Genomic DNA, 20719 nt, shown 5'->3' on the forward strand with positions numbered 1-20719 from the left:
ACCAAAAGCTTCTTGAGTTGGTTTGGTTGGTAATGCTAATGATTTTTGATGATTACCCATTACCAATTACCAACTCCACAGAGGAAAATAATTCTCTAGACTTATAAAACATGGGTGATGCGATCGCTTTATGATGCGGTAAGTGGTATATAGGCGATCGTTATGACGCAGATAATCTCAATCAATGACAATCAACGTTTACAACTGGAACCTTTAGAAGTTCCCTCCCGTTTGCTGTTGGGGCCTGGGCCATCAAACGCCCATCCCGCAGTCTTGCAAGCGATGAATGTTTCACCAGTGGGACATCTTGACCCGGCTTTCCTCGCACTGATGGATGAAATTCAATCCTTGCTGCGCTATGTATGGCAAACAGAAAACCCCCTCACCATTGCTGTGAGTGGTACGGGGACAGCTGCAATGGAAGCAACCATCGCCAATGCTGTAGAACCCGGTGACGTAGTATTAATTGGTGTAGCTGGTTATTTTGGTAATCGTCTTGTGGATATGGCTGGACGCTATGGCGCAGATGTCCGCACAATTTCCAAACCTTGGGGACAAGTTTTCTCACTGGAAGAACTCCGCACAGCTTTAGAAAACAATCGTCCGGCAATTTTGGCTTTAGTTCATGCAGAAACTTCCACAGGCGCACGTCAACCCTTGGAAGGGGTGGGTGAGTTGTGTCGAGAATTTGGCACTCTGTTATTAGTAGATACAGTTACTAGCTTGGGTGGTGTCCCTATCTTTTTGGATGGGTGGGGAGTAGATTTAGCCTACAGTTGCAGTCAGAAAGGTCTAGGTTGTTCTCCTGGCGCTTCGCCTTTTACCATGAGTTCCCGTGCTATTGAGAAGTTGCAACGGCGACGCACCAAAGTTGCAAATTGGTATTTAGACATGAATTTGCTGGGTAAGTATTGGGGTAGTGAGCGAGTTTATCACCATACAGCCCCGATTAATTTGTATTATGCTTTGCGGGAAGCGTTGCGTTTAATTGCCCAGGAAGGATTAGCAAACTGCTGGCAACGTCATCAAAAGAACGTAGAATATTTGTGGGAAAGATTAGAAGATATAGGCTTAAGTCTGCACGTTGAGAAAGAATACAGACTACCAACCCTCACAACAGTCCGTATTCCCGACGGAGTGGATGGTAAAGCAGTCGCCCGTCAGTTACTCAATGAACATAACATTGAAGTTGGCGGTGGTTTAGGCGAATTAGCAGGTAAAGTCTGGCGTGTGGGGCTAATGGGTTTCAATAGCCGCAAAGAAAGTGTTGACCAACTGATTCCAGCTTTAGAGCAAGTTTTACGTTAGGGTCAAAATTCTTTGTAAGTCCTCAACTTGGGCTAAAAGTCTGAGTTTAGCTACAAAGGATTTTACTAAATGTTTTAGGGGGAAATATTTTGTTTACACCCCTAAATTCTGATAACTGCGACATAAGTACTGGGCGAGTTTCCTAATTCACTCAGTACTTATTACTTATTTATGCTTACTCTTCTTATTTCAGAGATAACATTACGATACAGAGCTATCCTCTGGAGGATTGTGACGCTTAATAATAATATATTCTTGCTGGTTGTAACGCTTTCTTGCTTTCTTCTCCAAGACAATTATGGTTGAATTTGATGAACAGCTACGCTCCTTAGTTGCTCAAGCCTGTGGACATCCACCCGGAAGCCCTCAGCGTCAAAAGCTGCTCACGCAAATTATTCGCATGACTTCCCGTAAACTTTGGAAGGAATACACTCCCTACTATCAAGATGCACTGCAACAAACTTGGCTGTACTTTTGTCGCAACGTTTGTGAAGGGTTGACAGGACAAAAATATGACCCTACTTATGGTACTGTGATTACCTGGCTGAATGCCTATCTTAGACGTAGATTACAAGACTTTTATATCAACCAAAATAAAGAACAAGCAACAACAGTTCCTTTAAGAATTCGCCAATCTAAATCAGGTGAAAGCAGTGATGTTATTGACCCTGTAGAAAATTTGGCTGCTACTCCTGAAACACCACCAATTTTGGAAGAGTTGGAAACTTGGGTAAAGAGGGATTTGAGCGGAGAACTGCGCGGTACTCATGTGAAAGGCCGTCCTGATGTAAACTGTCAGGTGTTAATTCTCAAGCGCTTACCTCCGGAAGTAAGTTGGAAAGAATTGTCTGAGCAATTTGGGCTGGCAATTCCTACATTGAGTAGTTTTTATCAGCGTCAGTGTCTGCCACGGTTACGTAAATTCGCTGAGTCAGAAGGTTTAATTTGAAATAATAATAATGGGTGATTGATAAGAACTAGGACTTACGCATGAAAACGAAAGATCGAGGGTTTGGAGAAGGGTATAGGGGTATAGGGTAGCCATTTGCGTGGGAGGGTTTCCCGACTTGAGCAAACTGGCGTGTATAAATGTTTGAAACCCTTACACCCTTACACCGTTCTCAACAGACAAACCGTGTGCGTAAGTCCTAAGAATGTATTCTTAATTACCCATAAGTAAAGAATCATCTCACTGCAAAAATAACTCTCGAATTCCTGTACTACCAATCTCCACAGCCAACGCCGCCAAGAGGAAACCTAAAAGCTGGGTGACAATTACCCCACCTTCTAAACCAATCCGTTTTTCTATGGGATTTGCCAAGCGCAAAATCAACCAAGTGACAAACATCGCCGCTAAAATCCCTAACACTACAGCCAAATGTGGACTTTGGGATTTAGACATAAATAACATCACTGTTGTTAGCGTACCCGGCCCGGCTAACAATGGTAAAGCCAAGGGTGTAATCGCCACATCCCTTCCTTCTTCGATGGTTGGTGTCTCCAATTCTCCCCGCAGCATTTGCAAAGCAATTAACAGCAACAACAGCCCCCCAGCTACCCGTAAAGATGCCATGCTGATTTCTAAATAAGTCAAAATATATTGACCACCAAAGGCAAATAGTAATAGAACTGCGATCGCCACAATACTCGCTTTATCAATTACTCTATTCCTATCCTCCGGTTCCATACCCTTGGTCAAAGCTAAAACTATGGGTATATTACCTATCGCATCTGCTAAGACGAACACAGCAATAAAAGTTTGAATCAAAATAGACGTATCCACAGCAATGCGCTTTTATCAAAGTTTGATAACAACTTACCTTGAGTGGGTTCAGTTGGCTATAGCCCGTAGGATGATTGAATAGTTAGTTGTCAGTGGTCAGTGGTCAGTTGTCGGTTGTCAGTGGTCAGTACCCAATCCCCAATCCCCAATCCCCAATCCCCAGTACCCAATCCCCAGTCCCCAATACCCCCAACTAACGGTATATTTAAGTATCTATCTCACACAACTCTACTGTTTTTTTAAGTCTATGAAGTCTTATTTAGCTGCTGCTATTCAAATGACCAGTGTGCCTGATTTACACAAGAATTTGGCACAAGCGGAAGAATTAATTGATCTGGCGGTGCGTCGGGGTGCTGAGTTAGTGGGTTTGCCAGAAAATTTTTCTTTTATGGGTGAAGAACAGGATAAACTGGCTCAAGCAGAAGCGATCGCTCGTGAAAGTGAGATTTTTATTAAAACGATGGCGCAGCGCTACCAAGTTACTCTGTTAGGTGGTAGTTTCCCCGTACCGGTGAGTGATACAGGTAGAGTCTATAACACCACTATTCTCGTCAGTCCCAGTGGTGAAGAACTTGCTCGCTACAATAAAGTACACCTTTTTGATGTCAATGTTCCTGATGGTAACACATACCGCGAATCTAGCACTGTTGTCGCCGGTCAGCAATTACCCCCTGTCCATTTCTCAGAAAATTTAGGCAATATCGGCGTTTCTATTTGTTACGATGTCCGCTTCCCAGAACTCTACCGCCATCTCTCAGACAAGGGAACAGATATCATTTTTATACCTGCTGCTTTCACTGCTTTTACAGGCAAAGACCACTGGCAAGTCTTGCTACAAGCCAGGGCTATTGAAAATACAGCCTATGTAATTGCACCTGCTCAAACAGGTAATAACTACGGTCGCCGCCTCACCCACGGACACGCTGTGGTTATCGATCCCTGGGGAACAATTTTAGCTGATGCCGGGGACAAACCAGGAATTGCGATCGCAGAAATCAATCCTTCACGCCTAGAGCAAGTCCGCCGCCAAATGCCTTCCTTGCAACACCGTGTATTTAGTTGATTTTAGAAGTTAGGGGTTAGGGTTTAGAGGCTAGAGGTTAGGGGCTAGAAAAATTAGGAGAAGTTATTAATTTATCCCAGTCCCCAGTCGCCAATACCTATTCCCCAGTTTCAGTACTGGGTTTTTGTGGTGTAATGCCATGCAGTTTTATAAAACTGTCAAAGGAATACCAAGCTAAAACGTACCAGGGAATAATTTCAAATTGCAAACCTTTAATAATTAGCTGTCTCACTGCGAGAATGCTAAGTCCTAATGGGAAAAGAAAACGAATATCGACAACGCCATCGGTTGCTTGTCTGACTCGTTTATTCAAATCTACAACGGCAGTTGATACAGTAGTAGCTGCTTCGGTGCTACCTTGGGTAATCTCGCCAAAAATAATTCCTAAATCTTTCAATGTTGTGAAAACGTTATCCAAATTGCCATTTTTCTCACTATATTTAATGACAATACTGCCATGATCAACATTGGTACGCACCTCGTCAATATGAGCTTGTGCATCTAGTGCATTAGCAATATGTTCCATTGTTTCTGGTTGACGGTGACAGTGAGCAACTCTCAACCTTAATCTTCCTGGGGTATCACTAATAATTTTTGTAGATATAGGTAAGGATGGCGTATTGAAGTTAATTTTCTGTTTAACTTTTGGCATTTTCGTGAGATTACCATGACTATTGGTCAACATGAGCCACCCTCCAAACTGATACTTTGGTTTATTAATTAGTTATCCAAAATGTAGGGTGCGTCAGTGCAAGAAAACTTAGCTGCATCGAAAAATATTCATACTGACGCACCCTACTAACCTATAAAACTAGTGCTTGAATAGCAAATTTCTCAAATAGAAATATATTGATGAAAGTAATTATTAAGCTGTTACGCATTTAAATTGTATATTTCGCACTCAGGTTGTCAAAAGTCCACAGTCCACAGTCCAAGCTAGCCTTTGACTCTGGACTCTTGACTATGGACAGCCCTCACGCATGAATATTTGATTTAGGTGCGTATCACCTTAGTAGTGTTGCTTCAGCAATAATCAAATATCAACGTAGATAGGTATTGCTTACCATATCCGTTTTGTGGTGGGCATTGCCCACCCAGCCCTTTCAACGCGATCATTTGTACTAAATTTTCCTCCAAAAATACACGCTCAATTAATCCTTACATAATCAGGCTTAGGCGAGATTATCCAAAAAAATGCTCAATTCTAGAGGCAATAAATTGACCGCTTTTGCTTGGCGATCGCATAAACTAGCATCGATAGCCTAGAAGCATAATTTTTGGCTCTAGTCTGGGAGCAGGTTTCAGCCTTTGGTTTAGTAGTTCATTTGTTCGCGTTGAAAGGGCTGGCATTGCCCACCCTACTAATCAGGTTCCGCCAATAATAATTAGATATTAAAGAATTTCATCGGCGGTTAATTAGCGAGGAAATTTTAGAGATGGGAAAATTACCCATCTCATTAATATCTAGATAAATCAGGTCGCTTCTATGGAAACGAAATCGACCAACCTATACACCATTATCAGAGGAACTATCTATAGTGCTAGCAGCCTCAAATGCTGGTGTTTCCTTATCTTCTGCTAATTCAGCTTTAGCTTCAGCTACGATATCTTCCCAGGTTTCACCCAGTTCTGCAAAAGCTCCCTTGCTCTTTTCGTAAGCAACAAGACTACCTTTGATGATTGACTTGGCGATGGGTTTACCAATACCTGCAACAACTGGGATGAGAACAGGTGCTAACAAAACTGCGCCAATACCTGCAATGAGTCCAGGTGCGCCGGCTTCTTCAATGAAATCAGTGATTTTAGGCATGATTAATTCCTCCTGTAATTTGTTTGAAAATTTGTATGAAAGCTATCTAGGCTAACCTATCTAGATTAGTCATTTCATCTCTCTGCTGGGAGAGCTTTTTTTGGGGATTGCTTGAGGATGGGGCGTAAACCGTTCACTCCAGCAACTATTGTTGAGCCATTGTTGACTACTGTGGCTGCTAATGGGTTTAGACCAAACAACACCGCTACCAATAAGGCTCCCAAGTTGGGGATAGCGACGATGCCGGTGTTTTGTCGAATCAAACTCTTGGCTTGACGAGCGATCGCAATTGCTTCTAATAATCCATGTAGGTCATTCTGCATTAACACCACATCGGCGGTTTCACGGGCGATTTCCGAACCGTGGGCAAAGGACACAGAAACATCAGCGTAGGCTAAAGCTGGCGAATCGTTGATCCCATCCCCAACAAATGCAACTGTCTTACCTTGTTCGTGCAGTCCACGGACTACCGTTGCTTTTTGTTCGGGAAAAGCTTCTGCATGGGTATGCGCTGGGGCAATTCCCAATTCTGCTGCCACAGTCGTAGCTGTACGCTTGTTATCGCCGGTGAGCATATGGACTTCCACACCTTCTACCGTCATGAGTTGGGAAATTACTTCTCGACTCTCAGGGCGGAGAATATCACTATATCTTATTTTACCTTGAAGTTGCCCGTTACTGGCGACATAAATCACTGATGTGGCTTTGTGTCCATTGCCGTTGAGGGCTGCCATATCAACGCCTTCCTGACGTAAAAAGCGCTCACTACCGACGTAAACAGTCTCACCGTCAATTTCTGCCTTCACACCCAAACCAAGTTTATAGTCCCATTTGCTGCGGCTGGGGATCGCTACTTGTTGGGCTTCTGCATAGCGGACTATGGCTTCGGCTACTGGGTGGGTTAAACGCTGTTCGGCGGCGGCGGCGATCGCTAATATGCGATCATGGGTAACTTCAGGATTGTAACTATCAACGCCAATTACAGCTACTTCCCCTTGGGTGAGTGTGCCTGTTTTATCAAAAACAATGGTATCAATTTCTGCTAACTGCTCTAAGGCGCGACCACTCCGAATGAGAATTCCTTGTCGTGCTGCATAGGAGAGAGCTGCTAAAACCGTTGTGGGAATGGATACACGAATCCCTGTACATAAGTCAAGGGTAAGAATGCTGGCAACCCTGACTGGGTTACGGGTAACGGCAAATACGGCTGCCCCTAGTAGCAAAGTTGGCACTACCGCAATTTCAGCAATTCTGGTGGCATGATTTTCCATCCGAGTATCATGAACGGGGGCTTCTTCCATCAGTTTGATGCTCTGCCCTGCTCGCGTATCATTACCGATGCGCTCGGCAAGTATATATACTTGTCCTTCCCGTACTAAGGTTGAAGCAAATACAGACTGTCCCTGCTTTTTCAAAATGGGTACAGATTCCCCTGTTAGCTTCTGTTCATCGAGTAAAGCCTTACCTCTGAGGATTGTGCCATCTATGGGTATTTGTTCCCCTGGATAGACAATCACAGTGTCTCCTGGTAACACTTGTTGGATGGGGATTTGGGTCTTCTCACCATCACGTTCTACCCAAGCAAATTGACCCAAGGAACCCAGCAGATCCAATGTTTGCATTTTGGAAGAACGAGCAGTGCGATCGCGGATATTTTCCCCAATCTCAATTAAACTCAGCATCAGGGATGGGGTGAGAAACTGACCTTGGACTGTAGTAATGGCGATCGCAATAAAGTCTAAGAAGTCTATACTTAACTTGCGTTCCTTAACAATTCCATCTACTGCTCTTTTAAATACGGGTAAGGTTGCTAGAGCAATGGTTCCCGCCGTGACAATTGGTGGAACCGCTACTCCTAAAGGCCCCCCCAGCACCGCCAAGCCAGTGGCTAAAACCGAAAGCTGCATTCCCGGCCAAGGCTTTTCCTCTTCTTGTGGAGATACCTTTTTCGGATTCAACAAGACGATCCCAGGATCACTTGCAGCTATCATCAGACAGCCAAGACGCGATCGCATCTTAGCATCAGTTACAGCACTGGCTTTATAGTTAACAACTAAGGATGCGGCTGCTGGCTTAATTTTAACAGTTGTCACCAGGGGATCAGCTTCCAGCAAAGTTTGTAACCTTTGTCCATAGTCTTTATCGTTGCGTAAGCGAGGTACACGCAACCGCAACCTACCCTGAATTGCATGGACAACACTATAAGTGACATGGGGAGTTTTCTTAGAGGATTGTACTTGAGCAGAAGTTAGCGCTACTCTGCTGTTTTGTTCCCCTACTATCTTGTAAGGTAGGGAAGTTATAGATACTTCCCCACTCTTTTCCTCCAATGTCACATAAGACTCTTTCACAGGAAGCGACGCTAGTTGAACTGTCATTTTTGCCATTTCTTAAATCTCAAAATATGTTGGATAAGCTTGTTTTTTGGACACTGCTGAGGAGGACAAATGCACGTCTAGCCTCTGACTCTGAGAGAATGCAGATTTGCTTTTATACACGACTGGATATCTTGGCAGTTGCCGCAGATTGAATCAGACTGGAAAAGTGTGCAATTGCGACTGCGAAAATACTTTGCAATTGCTGTTTTGGCCTTTGTACTTTTCCTGGTTTGTAAATAATCACCACAGAAGCAGCCTCCCGATTAATTCGCTCACTGATCACTACTGGGTCTGATTGGAGTAAAGCTTCTAAACGTTGGACGTAGGCTGGATCTGTAGCGACTTGCGGGACATGAAACCGCACTCGTCCAGGGATCGCATGAACGACGCTATGAGCTACTTTTATCTGTTGCTCAGTTGGTTGTGAATGAGTGACAGACTGAGGGGGAGAGGATGAAGTTACTGGTTCTGCCGTTGGTGATCCAGGGGTTAATTCTGTATCATCCGTCATATCAGCAGACTGGAGTATATTAGCTAGATGCTCACGCATTTCCACATCAGACATTAGTCCAGACTGGTAAGCAATTACTAAAGACCCTGTAGCGAGATTAACTTCCTCCGTGGTAATCCCTGTTTCCTTTGCTAGCAACCTTTGTAGATGTTGCAAGTAGTTTGGATCTTCACTAATTCGCGGAATACAAAATGCTACTTGTCCGGGTAGGGCGTAGGTAACACTATAAAATACTTTTATGGGATGTGTGCAATTGTGGCGCGGCGGTCGCGGGACAGCATCTGATGATGAGGATGCAGAATCATCCATTTTGATTCCTCCATTGTTCCTGACTTGGGAACGTTCTACAACGGCAAGTTAGCTATAAAGTTTAAAGAATAGGATAATGCGGCAGGCTTCATATCAACCCAGAAATCAGAAATATTTAGGGTTTGGTTGGCGCTGGGGGAAAATTCTGTTTCTGTTGGCTGAGTTGGCTGACTAACGGCTTCTGCTACCAACGTTGGTGAAGTTGTACTCAATTTTTCTACGGCTATATCTGCTGACTGATTGATTTTTGTTATGGGTTGTGTAGGGGGGGTTGTCTGCATGGCTAATTCCATCAGACTCACCCAATGAGATGTAGCTACCTTACCACTTTGATAAGCGATCGCCAAAGATGCTGCATCACGATTTATCCGCACATTGTTAACCAAAGGATCAGCTTTTAATAGCCTTTCCAGGCGCTTTGCATAGGCGCGATCGCTAGCTATTTGAGGTATATGAAACCTAATCCTACCAGGAATTTCATGGACAATACTATAAGTTACTTTCGCAGACTTAATTGTTGTCTTAGTAATTCTATTTCCTGCGCTCTCTGGCTTACTTTCTTCAGTTACTATCACAGCTTTTGCCGACTCTTTGACTGCATCTGAACCCGTAATTTGCGGTTCTAGATAGTCAATTACTAGCCGAGTTGCATCTGCCGTAATCATATAGAGGGGAATCGCCGCTAAACCACTAACTCCTAACCCTCCTGTCACCGCCAAACCTGTCATTAAGGGAATAAACGAGACAGTCTGCTCTTTCCAAAAATCTACAGATTTCCAAGGAGCAAAGGGGTCTGATAAAGGTGAATTTTGTGAAGTTTGAATATTAAGTTGTTGCAAAATACCCAACATCTGCGGTAGTGACAATTGATTTTCATCAAAGATGATTACCATACTGAGAGTTTGCTCATTACTAGCAACTTCTCTGACACTTTTATACTGTTTTAAGTGTTGGGTTATTGTCTTGATGTTGGCGCTAAAACTACCATCAGTCGCCTTGATTCGTATGCGTCCATTCGTTGCGTGTACAACCTGCATACCAGTAGCAGAAAGTTGCAACTGGGGATATTCTCCCAATCTACTGCTATTCGTATTCACTTTTACTTCATCGGTTTGACGCTGATTAGAGGTTAAGTCAGAAGATATGGTTAGATGCGGACTTAACTCTACACGACTACTAATAGTTTTTGCCATTTATTCGATAGCTACACCCGGCTTTCTAGGTTAACAATAGGTTAAGTATACATTAAAAAAACTTGTTGGTTCTCATTCTTAAGAAGAATTTTTATTTTGTATCTTTGGCTACTATTTTTTGGTATTCTTCCTCCGTAATTATATTTAAATTACTTTCCACGCGGTCTATAAACAGTACACCATCCAGATGATCAAATTCGTGTTGAAATATACGAGCAACAAAATCAGTTAAGGTTTGTTTTTGTAAATTTCCGTAACGATCCTTGTATTCAACCTCAATTGCTTGATGCCGAGGAACTAATCCTCTAATTCCCGGAACACTAAGACAACCTTCCCAACCTTTGACTATTTCGGTTGAACTTCCCACTATCTTAGGGTTGATCATGGCAGTGGGTTCCATTACGGGAGCATGAGGATACCTGGGGTTAGGACGGGAAGCGACAATAAATAAACGATAAGACTGTGCTACTTGAGGGGATGCGATTCCCACGCCATTAGCCTTGGCAACCGTGGCAATTAAGTCATCAATTAATTGCTGTATAGCTGCATCATGAATATTTTCCACCCAAGCAGCTTTTTGGCGTAATGTGGGATTGCCTAATTGAATGATGGGGAGCAATTCGGGATTCATGTGGGGGTTGGGGATTGGGGACTGGGGACTGGGGATTGGGGATTGGGGACTGGGGATTGGGGACTGGGGACTGGGGAATGGGGAATTGTAATACTCTACGCCCTGATACTAAGTACATGGTAACAACTTTGGATTTTTTGGGTAATTTTGATTAATCGTGAACTATATTTAGCTATGGATTTTTGACCGAAAATAATGGTTACAAGCCAAGTCCTTCTAGTTTTAAGGTGTGTCGATGAACCAAGAATCCTCGTACCTTCAGCTGGAGGAGTGTCAACCCAATACCCAATCCCCAGTCCCCAATACCCAATCCCTACCCTTCTCGTTGCACAGGTAAAGGTGCTGGACTGACGGCTACCTGTGTTGTTCGACCATTGCGTTCTATTTGGACTTGTAAAGGGTTACCTATTTGGCTATTTTCCACAATTCTTTGGACTTCTTCAACGGTTGTGACAGATTGGTTATTAATACTTTGAATAATATCTCCTGGTCTGAGTCCGGCATTGGCGGCGGGAGAACCAGGGACGATACGAACTAATAAAACGCCTCTATCTGCTGTAATATTGATGCGATCGCCCAATCTTTCGTTAATTCTTTCCTTAACTTGTGGCGTGAGGGTTGCCATCTGTACACCCAAATAGGGATGATCTACCTTACCTTGAGTGATTAATTCCTGAGCAACTTTCTGCACAGTATTAATAGGAATAGCAAATCCCAAACCTTGAGCGCCTTGGATAATAGCTGTGTTCATCCCAATTACCTGACCGCGAGCATTGAGCAGGGGGCCGCCAGAGTTACCAGGATTAATCGCCGCATCTGTTTGCAGATAGTCAACGCGCTTATCACTTGCGCCAATATCAGTACTAGAACGACCTGTGGCGCTGATAATTCCTGACGTAACACTATTATTCAAGCCTAGAGGATTACCGATCGCAATAACCGCTTCACCTGGTTGTAAAACTTCAGAATTACCGACAGCAACAGTTGGCAAGTTATTAGCGTTTATTTTAATAACAGCTACATCCGTTACTGGGTCTTCACCAAGTACCTTACCATCAAAAGTCCTACCATCTTTGAGGGTAACTGTTACCTCATCAGCACCATCGACAACATGAGCATTAGTTAAAATTTGACCAGAGGAACTAATAATAAAACCTGAACCGCTACCCCTTTCTACGCGCTGTCTTGGTTGTGCTTGCACTCCATCTCCGAAAAAACGGCGGAAAAAAGGATCATTAAATCCATCTGGAACTCTGGAAGTTACTGTTCTGGCAGAATCAATCCGCACTACAGCCCCTCCCACTTTTTGTACTACTCCGACGACAAAATTAGGGTCGCCAGTGGATGAAAAAATAGCTGGGGGGACAATTGCTGGACTATTATCATTCGACTGGGGCTGAGATTGATTAGCTTGGGATTGTATTGTCCTTGTGGGTAGAAGGGAGCAGCTTCCTAAAAACATAGCTGTTACCCCACCCAGCAGCATCAAAACCGCACTACTGCCACCCTTGTGGGGCAGACTCCAAGTATAAATCTTGTTATGTGCGCCATTATATGTCTTCATGTGTCTTTGTTTCTCCGTGTTGGTCAGTGAGTGCTAGGATGTTGCCTACTGGGTTTGTCCCAACATGATTACAACTCAAAAGCTAGTTCCAGGTCTAGAGCGTCTGAATGCTAAGTTGGTGCTTGCTTATATCTTCTATTGTGACGATTAGCAGCAAAGGTGGTAAAGGATGGAAATTTCCATTGACAGTTTATGGAGTCAGGTACTAGAGCGCCTACAGATAGAACTATCTCGCCCCACCTTTGAAACTTGGATTAAAACTGCTAATGCAGAACGCTTAGAAAATAATTGTCTAGTAATAATTACACCTAACCCTTTTGCACGCAATTGGTTACAAAAGTATTACATCACTACTATTGCTAACGTTGTACAAAGTATTTTGGGACATCCTGTAGAAATTTACATTACAGTGGCTAAAGGTGAGGAATTTGAAGAGATTGGTGGAGGTGGAGCGTGGGAACTACCAACTACAAATAGTATCTACGAAACTCCGAATCAAAACAGGCAACCGAATACAGAATTAAATGCCAAGTATGTATTTTCGCGGTTTGTCGTTGGAGCTAATAATCGGATGGCTCATGCAGCCTCTTTAGCTGTGGCTGAATCTCCAGGGAGAGAGTTTAACCCTTTATTTTTATGTGGTGGTGTAGGACTGGGAAAAACTCATCTCATGCAGGCAATAGGGCATTACCGTTGGGAAATTTGCCCAGATTCTAAGATATTTTACGTTTCCACAGAGCAGTTTACCAATGATCTGATTACAGCTATTCGTAACGATAGTATGCAGAGTTTCCGAGAACATTATCGAGCTGCTGATGTGTTGTTAGTAGATGATATTCAATTTATTGAGGGTAAGGAATACACCCAAGAAGAGTTTTTTCATACTTTTAATACATTACATGAGGCTGGTAAGCAAGTAGTGATTGCCTCTGACCGTCCACCAAATCAGATTCCTAGCCTGCAAGAGCGCCTGTGTTCGCGGTTTTCGATGGGTTTGATTGCAGATATTCAAGCACCGGATTTAGAAACGAGAATGGCAATTTTGCAGAAAAAATCAGAGTACGAAAAAATCCGTCTACCCCGCGATGTCATTGAGTATATTGCTACTAACTTTACTTCTAATATTCGGGAATTGGAAGGGGCGTTAACTAGAGCGCTGGCTTATATTTCCATTTGGGGTTTACCCATGACTGTTGCCAATCTTGCACCAGTGTTAGTGACACCAACAGAGAAAATAGCAGCTACTCCTGAGGCAATTCTCACGGTGATTGCTGACAATTTTGATATCTCAGTTGAAGACCTGAAAAGTAACTCCAGACGGCGGGAAATTAGCTGGGCGCGCCAAATCGGGATGTATCTCATGCGCCAACATACGGATTTAAGTTTCCCTAGAATCGGTGAGGAGTTTGGTGGGAAAGATCACACAACGGTGTTGTATAGTTGTGACAAGATTGCTCAATTAGTAGAAAGCGATCGCGGTTTATCTCAAACTTTACGTCAATTGAGCGATCGCATCAAGATGAATAGCCGTTCTCGAAAACCATCATTATAAAAGTTCGACGTTTTCCACAGCCTCACTGCAATTAATGATTTGAAAATATTAAAAATTGTATAAAGATAGATTAAATTTAAATCTTGCCTGTGGAAAAATAGCTGTTTTTTGTGGAAAACTTGACACTTTTTGAGCAAAGATTAGCTTAAGTATAATTACCCTGTGGAAAAGATAGAGGGTTTTTCCACAAGTTTTCCACAGATTTAAATGCACGGTAGACAAAGAAAACTCTTTTATATTTGATTGCAGGATTGTCCCGTGATGGTTGTATTAAAATGAAACCGACTAGAAAAACAGTTCAAAAGGTACAAATTCAGATAAGATTTTATCTCGTTGACCTTCGGGACGCTAACGCGAACACGCCTTTAGGCTGAGTTTAATCAAAAGTAAATACTCATTCCCCATTCCCCACTCCCCATGAAATTAGTTTGCGCCCAAAGCGACCTCAGTACCAACCTTTCCTTAGTCAATCGTGCTGTACCATCACGACCGACTCATCCAGTACTTGCTAACGTGCTATTACAAGCTGATGCTGAAACTAATCAAGTAAGCTTAACAGCCTTTGATCTCAGTTTGGGTATCCGTACTAGTTTTAATGCTGATGTATGGCAAAGTGGAGCGATCGCACTTCCTGCTAAATTATTGGTAGATATCACCTCACGTCTGCCAGAGGGAGAGATTACCCTAGATGATGAATCAGCCACCGACGGTACAGCAACCGGAGAAGGTTTAATAGTTAGCCTAACCCCAAAAACCGGAAAGTATCAATTACGAGCAATGGGAGCGGAAGAGTTTCCCGAATTACCCCTAATTGAAAACACCACAGCTATTTATCTCACAGCTACTTCCTTGATTGAAGGATTGCGTGGTTCATTATTTGCTACCAGTGGCGACGAAACTAAGCAAGTACTCACAGGAGTACATCTGACCGTTAAACAAGATACTTTAGAATTTGCCGCTACTGATGGACATCGCCTAGCCGTAGTCGAAACCACTAATGAGCGTCCTTTAGAAGATAACGACCAGCAATTAGAGGTAACAGTACCAGCTAGAGCCTTACGCGAACTAGAAAGGATGTTGGCTCATAATGCCGCCTCTGAGGAACCCATAGCTTTATATTTAGACCAAGGTCAAGTCATATTTGCATGGCAAAACCAACGTCTAACTAGTCGTACATTAGAAGGTCAATACCCAGCTTATCGCCAACTCATTCCCCGCCAATTTGAGCGACAAGTAACCATTGAACGCCGACAATTCTTAAGCACATTAGAAAGAATTGCTGTACTAGCAGACCAGAAAAATAATATCGTCAAGCTAACTATTGATAGTACAGCCCAAGAACTTACCTTATCTTGTGAAGCTCAAGAAATGGGCAGTGGGAGAGAGTCGATGAATGCCGAAATTGCCGGAGAAGATATAGAAATTGCTTTTAACGTCAAGTACTTAATGGAAGGATTAAAAGCCTTACCATCTCCAGAAATTCAAATGCACATCAACCAAAATCTCACACCAGTAATTTTTACTCCCCTGGGTGGTTTGAAGATGACTTATTTGGCTATGCCGGTGCAATTAAGGAATTAACTAATCGTGGGTAATGGGTAATGGATAACAAAAGAGAATTTTATTTGTCCCCAATCCCTAATCCCCAGTACCTAATCCCCAATCCCCCAGCTAATTAAGATAATCGAGGATCAAGGGCATCTCTTAAACCATCACCTATGTAGTTAATACTTAACACAGTCAGAAATATTGCCGTCCCTGGAAACACTACCATATACGGTGCAAACTCCAAAAAGTTTTGTGCATCGTAAAGCATCCGTCCCCAAGTGGGGACATCAGGGGGAAAGCCCAAACCAAAAAAGCTGAGTGTAGATTCTGTGACGATGGCGGTACTCACAGAGAGGGTTGCTGCTACCAATACCGGACTGATGACATTGGGCAAAATATGAATCCAGATTAACCGTCTGGGGGAAGCACCGAGGGCGCGGGCTGCTGTGACAAATTCCTGTTCGCGCACAGTTAAAAACCCAGCCCTAACTAACCTAGCGACAGACATCCAGTTGAGTCCGCCGATAACTAGCACGACTAAGACAAATATACCTAGTTCTGGGCCAGCGATCGCCTTAATGGCATCCCGGAACAAAAATATCACCAATAACAATAAGGGTAGGCGCGGTAAAGCCAGGCACAAATCAGTTAACCGCATCAATACCACATCTAACCAACCGCCATAAAATCCTGAAAGTGCGCCGATGAGTATCCCCAAGGTTATCGCCACCACCATTGAAAACACACCCACAGCAATGGATATTCTGCCACCATACAAAATCCTGGCTAATATATCTTGACCTAAATCATTAGTCCCAAATGGATGTTCCCAACTAGGTGGTAGGGTGGACTTAGCAAAATCAATTTTATTGATAGGGACAGAGTAAATCAAAGGCCCAAACACAACACTCAAAACAATAATCAGTAATACTACAGCACCCAACATAGCCTGACGATTACCGCAAAATTTGCGCCACGCTTCTTGAGTGAGGCTTTCTTGCCCAGCAATAGTATTTTTAATTGATATTTCGGGTATTGTGGAAGTGAGATTTAGCCAACGTTTTAACATAAATTATTTCGTATATTTAACGCGAGGATCTAAGAAACCATAGAGAATATCGGCAACTAGGTTAAAAATCACAATTAAAATTGCATATATAAAGGTAATTGCCATCACCACTGGCGTATCATTTTTATAAATAGAGTCAATTAATAAAGCTCCGATACCAGGAACACGAAAAACTTTTTCTGTGACCAAAGCACCTGTAAACACACTAGGAATATCCAATGCTATTAATGTGACTACAGGAATTAAGGCATTTCGTAAAATATGCCGTCGAATCACTACAAATTTGGATAATCCTTTTGCATAAGCAGTCCGGACATAATCTTGATGGATATTTTCCAAAATTTCTGAACGGACAAAGCGCATGAGCATAGCTGTTTGCCAAAGTGCTAATACAGAAATTGGCATAATAGATTGTTGGATTTGGGCTATAAAACTCTGCCAATCTTTTACTTGTAATGTACTGTTATAAATAAAAGGCAACCATTTCAATTGAATACTAAAGATAATAATAAATAGTAAACCTGTGAAGAAAGTCGGCAGAGAAAAGCCGAAAAATACTAAAGTAGTTAAAACATGATCAATAACTGTATGGCGCTTGAGGGCAGAAATCACGCCTAACGGAATAGCGAGAATTGCACCTATTAAATAAGCAGCACCAACTACCCATAATGTTGTCGGTAGACGTTGCAGAATTAAATCAATTACAGGACTGCGACTAGTGAAAGAATAGCCCATATCCCCACGCACAAAAGCTATCACCCACTTGATATAACGAATATGAATTGGTTGGTCTAATCCTAAAGACCTTTTGATATTTTCCCTCACCTCTGCTGTGATGGAAGGATTCAGGGCAAATTCACCCATGGGATCACCGGGGGCTAATGCCAAAATAGTAAATATGACAAGACTAATAGCAATTAGTGTGGGGATAGCAACTAGTAGACGATTGATTAAATATTTATTCATTTTTGATGCAAAATCTGTCTTACCCGTTAACTCAATAACTATATCCAAACAAGTTTAATAGGTAATTTGCTAAGTAGATAGCATCAAGGATACAAAAAATTTACCTTTATCATTTATACAAATTAAATGCGCTCATGATAGTTAAGGGGCTTACGGTATAAGCCAGCCCACGTTAAACCAATTCTCTATGAAGTTGCGCCAAATAAATGATGTAGAGACGTTGCATGCAACGTCTCTACAGTTTCAGGGGAGAGGTACTCTACGAGAAGCGCTCCGCGCTATAGAGAGGGGTTTCAAAAATAAGTTGCACATCGCGTTGAGTCCTATTAACTGTGGACTCAGCACTAATGTTACTCCACCCAACCGCCGAAAACGGCTAAACCATAATATTTCCAAGGTACTGCTACCGTCGTAAACCCAGACTTTGTCAGCATTTGCAAATGGGTATCTAAAGTAGCGAGTTGGTCTGGATTGGAGTATCCTTGGGGGCTACTATTGCCAACCTTAGCGCGGACTTCTGTAAAATTGCTTCCCTGTTCACTTACCCATTGTTCTCGCGCTGCTTGGTAAATTTCTGCAAGGGTAGGTGATTCTGGTAAGGTGGGGTCTGCGTTCCAGAAACAACCGTTTGGTGTCAGACTAGCAGCGATACGCTGAAATAGCCGTAACTTCATGTCGTCATAGAGGTGGTGAATTGCTAGAGATGATACACAAGCATCAAATTCATTACCAATATTCAATGTCTCAGGATTGATAGCCCAGTCGCCAAAATCAGCTTGTAAACCAGTCCAACGTTCTTTATACCCAGATGAGGCGATTTTATGTTGAGCAAATTCCAGCATTCGCGGTGAATAATCCAAAGCAATGACTTGAGCATTGGGACAGCGTTGGAGTATTTTGAGACTAAGTTCACCTGTACCGCAACCTAAGTCTAAAATGCGATGACTTGTCAAAGGCAGACAACGACTGATCACCTCCAGTATTTCATCATAGCGAGGTAATAACTGGCGAATCCCAGTGTCAAAATCAGCAGTATTAGCGAAGACTTCTCCAGGGAATAACTGTGACATATCGATTGTTGGGTTAAGGGAAGATGCAGAAAAAAGATGATTTGAGTTTATCTTGTTGACTAGTACAGCTTTGTTTAAAAGCATAGTGTTTTTAAACGCAGAGGTACGCAAGGTTAAGCGCGGTGAACCAGCGCTGCGGGAGGGTTTCCCGACCCAGGCGACTGGTGAACCCAAAGGGAGGTACGCTGAGTTTTCTTAAGAGGTGTTGCTACAAACTTAAAAATTGTGTATTTAGTTAGCATACATAGAGATTGTTGATTCCCAATCCCCTGATATGCTTATTTGATGTGAGTTCAATTTACCGAAAAATGCACATTCAGTTTCGTGAATTTGATCAATTTGATGTGTGGATGTGGCTAAAATTTAGTACCATCCCTTCTCAAAGAGAAAAGCAGTATGTAGAAGAAGTCTTTAATTCCTGGTTTTATTTAGGGAAATTGGGTGCATTTAATGCCGAAAATCTCCAGGTACAAGAAACTGGGGTTGATTTAAGTTACCTTAATTATGACTCCCAGGGTTATGACAAAAGCCTATTGGCGCTGATGCACAATATGGGTGAGTTGGAGTATGAAGGACAATGGGCGCGATGTTGGTTTGATTTGGGAACTAGTGATGCGATCGCCATTGATATTTTAATCAATGCTCTCACTCAACTAAGTGAAGAATACGTCACTATTGAAGAATTTTACATCGGCGGCGAGAATGAAAATTGGCCGGTCGAAGATAGTGACAGTCGCCCTCACTCTATTTACGATAATTAATCTAAACATGACTAAACACGGCGAAATTCGGGTAATAGTCTTAGGATTGGTTCAAAACGGGAACCGCATTTTTGTCTCCGAAGGCTACGACCCCGTCAAGCAATCAACTTTTTATCGTGCTTTAGGTGGTGGTGTGGACTTTGGCGAAACCAGTCTAGCAGCTTTGAAAAGGGAATTTCAAGAAGAAATTCAGGCAGAATTAACAAATATTCGCTATCTAGGTTGCATAGAAAACCTATTTACATTTAATGCTAGAAAGGGACATGAAATTATTCAGCTTTATCAATGTGATTTCACTGATCCCAAGTTTTATCAGTTGGAGAGCTTAGTATTTTATGAATCTGAGCATCATAAACATAGAGCAATATGGATAGATATTGACCGCTTCAAATCTGGTGAACTGATATTAGTACCAGAGGAATTTTTTAATTATTTATAAAACTTTCATTTCCTAAGTAACAGTATTCAAAAGAGAAATAGAGTCACAAATTCAATCCTAAGTACATCGTAAAGATTACGCAAAATTATAAATAGCGGTTCTTCCGTATTACTGTTAGTAAAGTATCCGGCAAGTTACGCATTTTTACGATTGTGCTAGTGTTTCATACCCACATAGTATTTAGCACATCGTTTTACTACTACTGCACTAATTGTGAAATCTATTCTACAAACTTACCTAGAGAAAGAAATCTGGATACTGATACGAGATAAATGGTATTACGCAACCATTATTGGGATTTGGGATGACTTGTTGTGCTTTAAACATAGAACTCACAACAAAGACACGGAGGAAGATACTTTGTGGGAAATGATTGTCAAAGTCAGCGAAGTAGTTGCCATTGATAAAGTTGTCTCAGTTGTGAGTAGAAAACCGGATGTGTTTATGTCACGACTTCTAGAAACCGACAGACATACTAATAATCATCAGGAACATGAAAATTCTTGAGTTATGGCGAAGCATTGAGTCATCAATATCAGACCACTTGCTTTCTTGCTCTGAACAATTGAAATTTTCCTCACTTATATGACTATTGCTTTAGCTGAGACGCTTTAAATGTTTAGTTGTGCATATCCTACACAGCAGAGTACTCTAATGTATTCTTCCTGTAGATAGAGAAAAGCACCGTGAAATATCTCACAGTGCTTTTTTATTTTTGAATCCTTTCAGGTTCTTCAATCTAACGTGGAGAACAGCCACCGCTT

At 42.3% G+C, this 20719-nt stretch carries 19 protein-coding genes; 8 read left to right on the forward strand and 11 right to left on the reverse strand.

The annotated features are described in order from the left end of the window. Positions 1 to 162: 162 nt before the first annotated feature. Both GSQ19_RS05075 and GSQ19_RS05080 read left to right on the forward strand, forming a co-directional pair. A complete protein-coding gene (locus GSQ19_RS05075) occupies positions 163 to 1308 on the forward strand; it encodes an alanine--glyoxylate aminotransferase family protein (protein WP_011321708.1) in 1146 nt (381 codons plus the stop codon). 298 nt (positions 1309 to 1606) lie between these two features. Next, positions 1607 to 2257 carry a hypothetical protein gene (locus tag GSQ19_RS05080; RefSeq protein WP_011321709.1) on the forward strand — a complete coding sequence of 217 codons (651 nt, stop codon included), beginning with the start codon at positions 1607 to 1609 and terminating at the stop codon, positions 2255 to 2257. A 240-nt stretch (positions 2258 to 2497) separates the two neighbouring features. Here the strand turns inward: GSQ19_RS05080 and GSQ19_RS05085 are convergent, their stop codons facing one another. Then, on the reverse strand, positions 2498 to 3091 hold the full coding sequence (locus tag GSQ19_RS05085) for a MarC family protein (RefSeq protein WP_011321710.1): 594 nt from the start codon (positions 3089 to 3091) through the stop codon (positions 2498 to 2500). A 247-nt stretch (positions 3092 to 3338) separates the two neighbouring features. On the opposite strand from GSQ19_RS05085, the gene GSQ19_RS05090 reads away from it, so the two are divergent. Further along, a complete protein-coding gene (locus tag GSQ19_RS05090) occupies positions 3339 to 4154 on the forward strand; it encodes a carbon-nitrogen hydrolase family protein (protein ID WP_011321711.1) in 816 nt (271 codons plus the stop codon). Positions 4155 to 4251: 97 nt separating this feature from the next. On the opposite strand, the gene GSQ19_RS05095 is transcribed toward GSQ19_RS05090, so the two are convergent. From GSQ19_RS05095 to GSQ19_RS05125, 7 genes are all read right to left on the reverse strand, one after another. Continuing rightward, the gene (locus GSQ19_RS05095) at positions 4252 to 4839 is read right to left on the reverse strand and encodes an HMA2 domain-containing protein (RefSeq protein WP_011321712.1); all 588 of its coding nucleotides are present in this window, start codon (positions 4837 to 4839) and stop codon (positions 4252 to 4254) included. Between the two features lie 822 nt (positions 4840 to 5661). Then, positions 5662 to 5964, reverse strand: coding sequence for a DUF5132 domain-containing protein (locus tag GSQ19_RS05100; protein ID WP_011321713.1), 303 nt, complete (start codon positions 5962 to 5964; stop codon positions 5662 to 5664). A gap of 74 nt (positions 5965 to 6038) precedes the next feature. After that, entirely contained in the window at positions 6039 to 8351 is a 2313-nt protein-coding gene (locus GSQ19_RS05105) for a heavy metal translocating P-type ATPase (protein WP_011321714.1), read from the reverse strand. Between the two features lie 103 nt (positions 8352 to 8454). Beyond that, positions 8455 to 9162 carry a hypothetical protein gene (locus GSQ19_RS05110; RefSeq protein WP_011321715.1) on the reverse strand — a complete coding sequence of 236 codons (708 nt, stop codon included), beginning with the start codon at positions 9160 to 9162 and terminating at the stop codon, positions 8455 to 8457. Between the two features lie 35 nt (positions 9163 to 9197). Then, a complete protein-coding gene (locus tag GSQ19_RS05115) occupies positions 9198 to 10355 on the reverse strand; it encodes an HMA2 domain-containing protein (RefSeq protein ID WP_011321716.1) in 1158 nt (385 codons plus the stop codon). A gap of 91 nt (positions 10356 to 10446) precedes the next feature. After that, entirely contained in the window at positions 10447 to 10986 is a 540-nt protein-coding gene (def, locus tag GSQ19_RS05120; protein WP_011321717.1) for a peptide deformylase, read from the reverse strand. Positions 10987 to 11299: 313 nt separating this feature from the next. After that, positions 11300 to 12550 (reverse strand): HhoA/HhoB/HtrA family serine endopeptidase, encoded by a 1251-nt coding sequence (locus GSQ19_RS05125; protein WP_011321718.1) that lies wholly within the window; start codon positions 12548 to 12550, stop codon positions 11300 to 11302. Positions 12551 to 12719: 169 nt separating this feature from the next. Here GSQ19_RS05125 and dnaA point away from each other — a divergent pair, with 169 nt between their 5' ends. Together dnaA and dnaN are read left to right on the forward strand one after the other, a co-directional pair. Then, a complete protein-coding gene (gene dnaA, locus GSQ19_RS05130; RefSeq protein ID WP_011316900.1) occupies positions 12720 to 14102 on the forward strand; it encodes a chromosomal replication initiator protein DnaA in 1383 nt (460 codons plus the stop codon). 417 nt (positions 14103 to 14519) lie between these two features. After that, positions 14520 to 15683 carry a DNA polymerase III subunit beta gene (gene dnaN / locus GSQ19_RS05135; protein ID WP_011316901.1) on the forward strand — a complete coding sequence of 388 codons (1164 nt, stop codon included), beginning with the start codon at positions 14520 to 14522 and terminating at the stop codon, positions 15681 to 15683. 94 nt (positions 15684 to 15777) lie between these two features. Here the strand turns inward: dnaN and GSQ19_RS05140 are convergent, their stop codons facing one another. From GSQ19_RS05140 to GSQ19_RS05150, 3 genes are all read right to left on the reverse strand, one after another. Further along, the gene (locus GSQ19_RS05140) at positions 15778 to 16719 is read right to left on the reverse strand and encodes an ABC transporter permease (RefSeq protein WP_011316902.1); all 942 of its coding nucleotides are present in this window, start codon (positions 16717 to 16719) and stop codon (positions 15778 to 15780) included. A 3-nt stretch (positions 16720 to 16722) separates the two neighbouring features. Further along, positions 16723 to 17685: an ABC transporter permease gene (locus tag GSQ19_RS05145; RefSeq protein WP_011316903.1), complete on the reverse strand. Its 963-nt coding sequence runs from the start codon at positions 17683 to 17685 to the stop codon at positions 16723 to 16725. A 350-nt stretch (positions 17686 to 18035) separates the two neighbouring features. Beyond that, a complete protein-coding gene (locus GSQ19_RS05150; protein ID WP_041455884.1) occupies positions 18036 to 18755 on the reverse strand; it encodes a class I SAM-dependent methyltransferase in 720 nt (239 codons plus the stop codon). Between the two features lie 308 nt (positions 18756 to 19063). Between GSQ19_RS05150 and GSQ19_RS05155 the strand changes: the two genes are divergently transcribed. The 3 genes from GSQ19_RS05155 (at position 19064) to GSQ19_RS05165 (ending at position 20462) form a co-directional block, all read left to right on the forward strand. Next, positions 19064 to 19516: a DUF3531 family protein gene (locus GSQ19_RS05155; RefSeq protein WP_011316905.1), complete on the forward strand. Its 453-nt coding sequence runs from the start codon at positions 19064 to 19066 to the stop codon at positions 19514 to 19516. A gap of 7 nt (positions 19517 to 19523) precedes the next feature. Then, positions 19524 to 19955 (forward strand): NUDIX hydrolase, encoded by a 432-nt coding sequence (locus GSQ19_RS05160; protein ID WP_011316906.1) that lies wholly within the window; start codon positions 19524 to 19526, stop codon positions 19953 to 19955. Positions 19956 to 20168: 213 nt separating this feature from the next. Beyond that, complete coding sequence (locus GSQ19_RS05165; protein WP_010996177.1) at positions 20169 to 20462, forward strand: DUF6679 family protein; 294 nt, start codon at positions 20169 to 20171, stop codon at positions 20460 to 20462. Positions 20463 to 20719 lie beyond the last annotated feature (257 nt).

The organism is Trichormus variabilis 0441, assembly GCF_009856605.1.
Taxonomy (GTDB): Bacteria; Cyanobacteriota; Cyanobacteriia; order Cyanobacteriales; family Nostocaceae; genus Trichormus; species Trichormus variabilis.

What these genes read in the sequence shown, in the direction of transcription:
- GSQ19_RS05145 (WP_011316903.1), bottom strand. Translation starts at nt 17,685, where the DNA reads ATGAATAAATATTTAATCAATCGTCTACTAGTTGCTATCCCCACACTA.
- GSQ19_RS05105 (WP_011321714.1), bottom strand. Translation starts at nt 8,351, where the DNA reads ATGGCAAAAATGACAGTTCAACTAGCGTCGCTTCCTGTGAAAGAGTCT.
- dnaA (WP_011316900.1), top strand. Translation starts at nt 12,720, where the DNA reads ATGGAAATTTCCATTGACAGTTTATGGAGTCAGGTACTAGAGCGCCTA.
- GSQ19_RS05155 (WP_011316905.1), top strand. Translation starts at nt 19,064, where the DNA reads ATGCACATTCAGTTTCGTGAATTTGATCAATTTGATGTGTGGATGTGG.
- GSQ19_RS05095 (WP_011321712.1), bottom strand. Translation starts at nt 4,839, where the DNA reads ATGTTGACCAATAGTCATGGTAATCTCACGAAAATGCCAAAAGTTAAA.
- GSQ19_RS05150 (WP_041455884.1), bottom strand. Translation starts at nt 18,755, where the DNA reads ATGTCACAGTTATTCCCTGGAGAAGTCTTCGCTAATACTGCTGATTTT.
- GSQ19_RS05100 (WP_011321713.1), bottom strand. Translation starts at nt 5,964, where the DNA reads ATGCCTAAAATCACTGATTTCATTGAAGAAGCCGGCGCACCTGGACTC.
- GSQ19_RS05125 (WP_011321718.1), bottom strand. Translation starts at nt 12,550, where the DNA reads ATGAAGACATATAATGGCGCACATAACAAGATTTATACTTGGAGTCTG.
- GSQ19_RS05115 (WP_011321716.1), bottom strand. Translation starts at nt 10,355, where the DNA reads ATGGCAAAAACTATTAGTAGTCGTGTAGAGTTAAGTCCGCATCTAACC.
- GSQ19_RS05140 (WP_011316902.1), bottom strand. Translation starts at nt 16,719, where the DNA reads ATGTTAAAACGTTGGCTAAATCTCACTTCCACAATACCCGAAATATCA.
- GSQ19_RS05080 (WP_011321709.1), top strand. Translation starts at nt 1,607, where the DNA reads ATGGTTGAATTTGATGAACAGCTACGCTCCTTAGTTGCTCAAGCCTGT.
- GSQ19_RS05110 (WP_011321715.1), bottom strand. Translation starts at nt 9,162, where the DNA reads ATGGATGATTCTGCATCCTCATCATCAGATGCTGTCCCGCGACCGCCG.
- GSQ19_RS05090 (WP_011321711.1), top strand. Translation starts at nt 3,339, where the DNA reads ATGAAGTCTTATTTAGCTGCTGCTATTCAAATGACCAGTGTGCCTGAT.
- GSQ19_RS05075 (WP_011321708.1), top strand. Translation starts at nt 163, where the DNA reads ATGACGCAGATAATCTCAATCAATGACAATCAACGTTTACAACTGGAA.
- dnaN (WP_011316901.1), top strand. Translation starts at nt 14,520, where the DNA reads ATGAAATTAGTTTGCGCCCAAAGCGACCTCAGTACCAACCTTTCCTTA.
- GSQ19_RS05160 (WP_011316906.1), top strand. Translation starts at nt 19,524, where the DNA reads ATGACTAAACACGGCGAAATTCGGGTAATAGTCTTAGGATTGGTTCAA.
- def (WP_011321717.1), bottom strand. Translation starts at nt 10,986, where the DNA reads ATGAATCCCGAATTGCTCCCCATCATTCAATTAGGCAATCCCACATTA.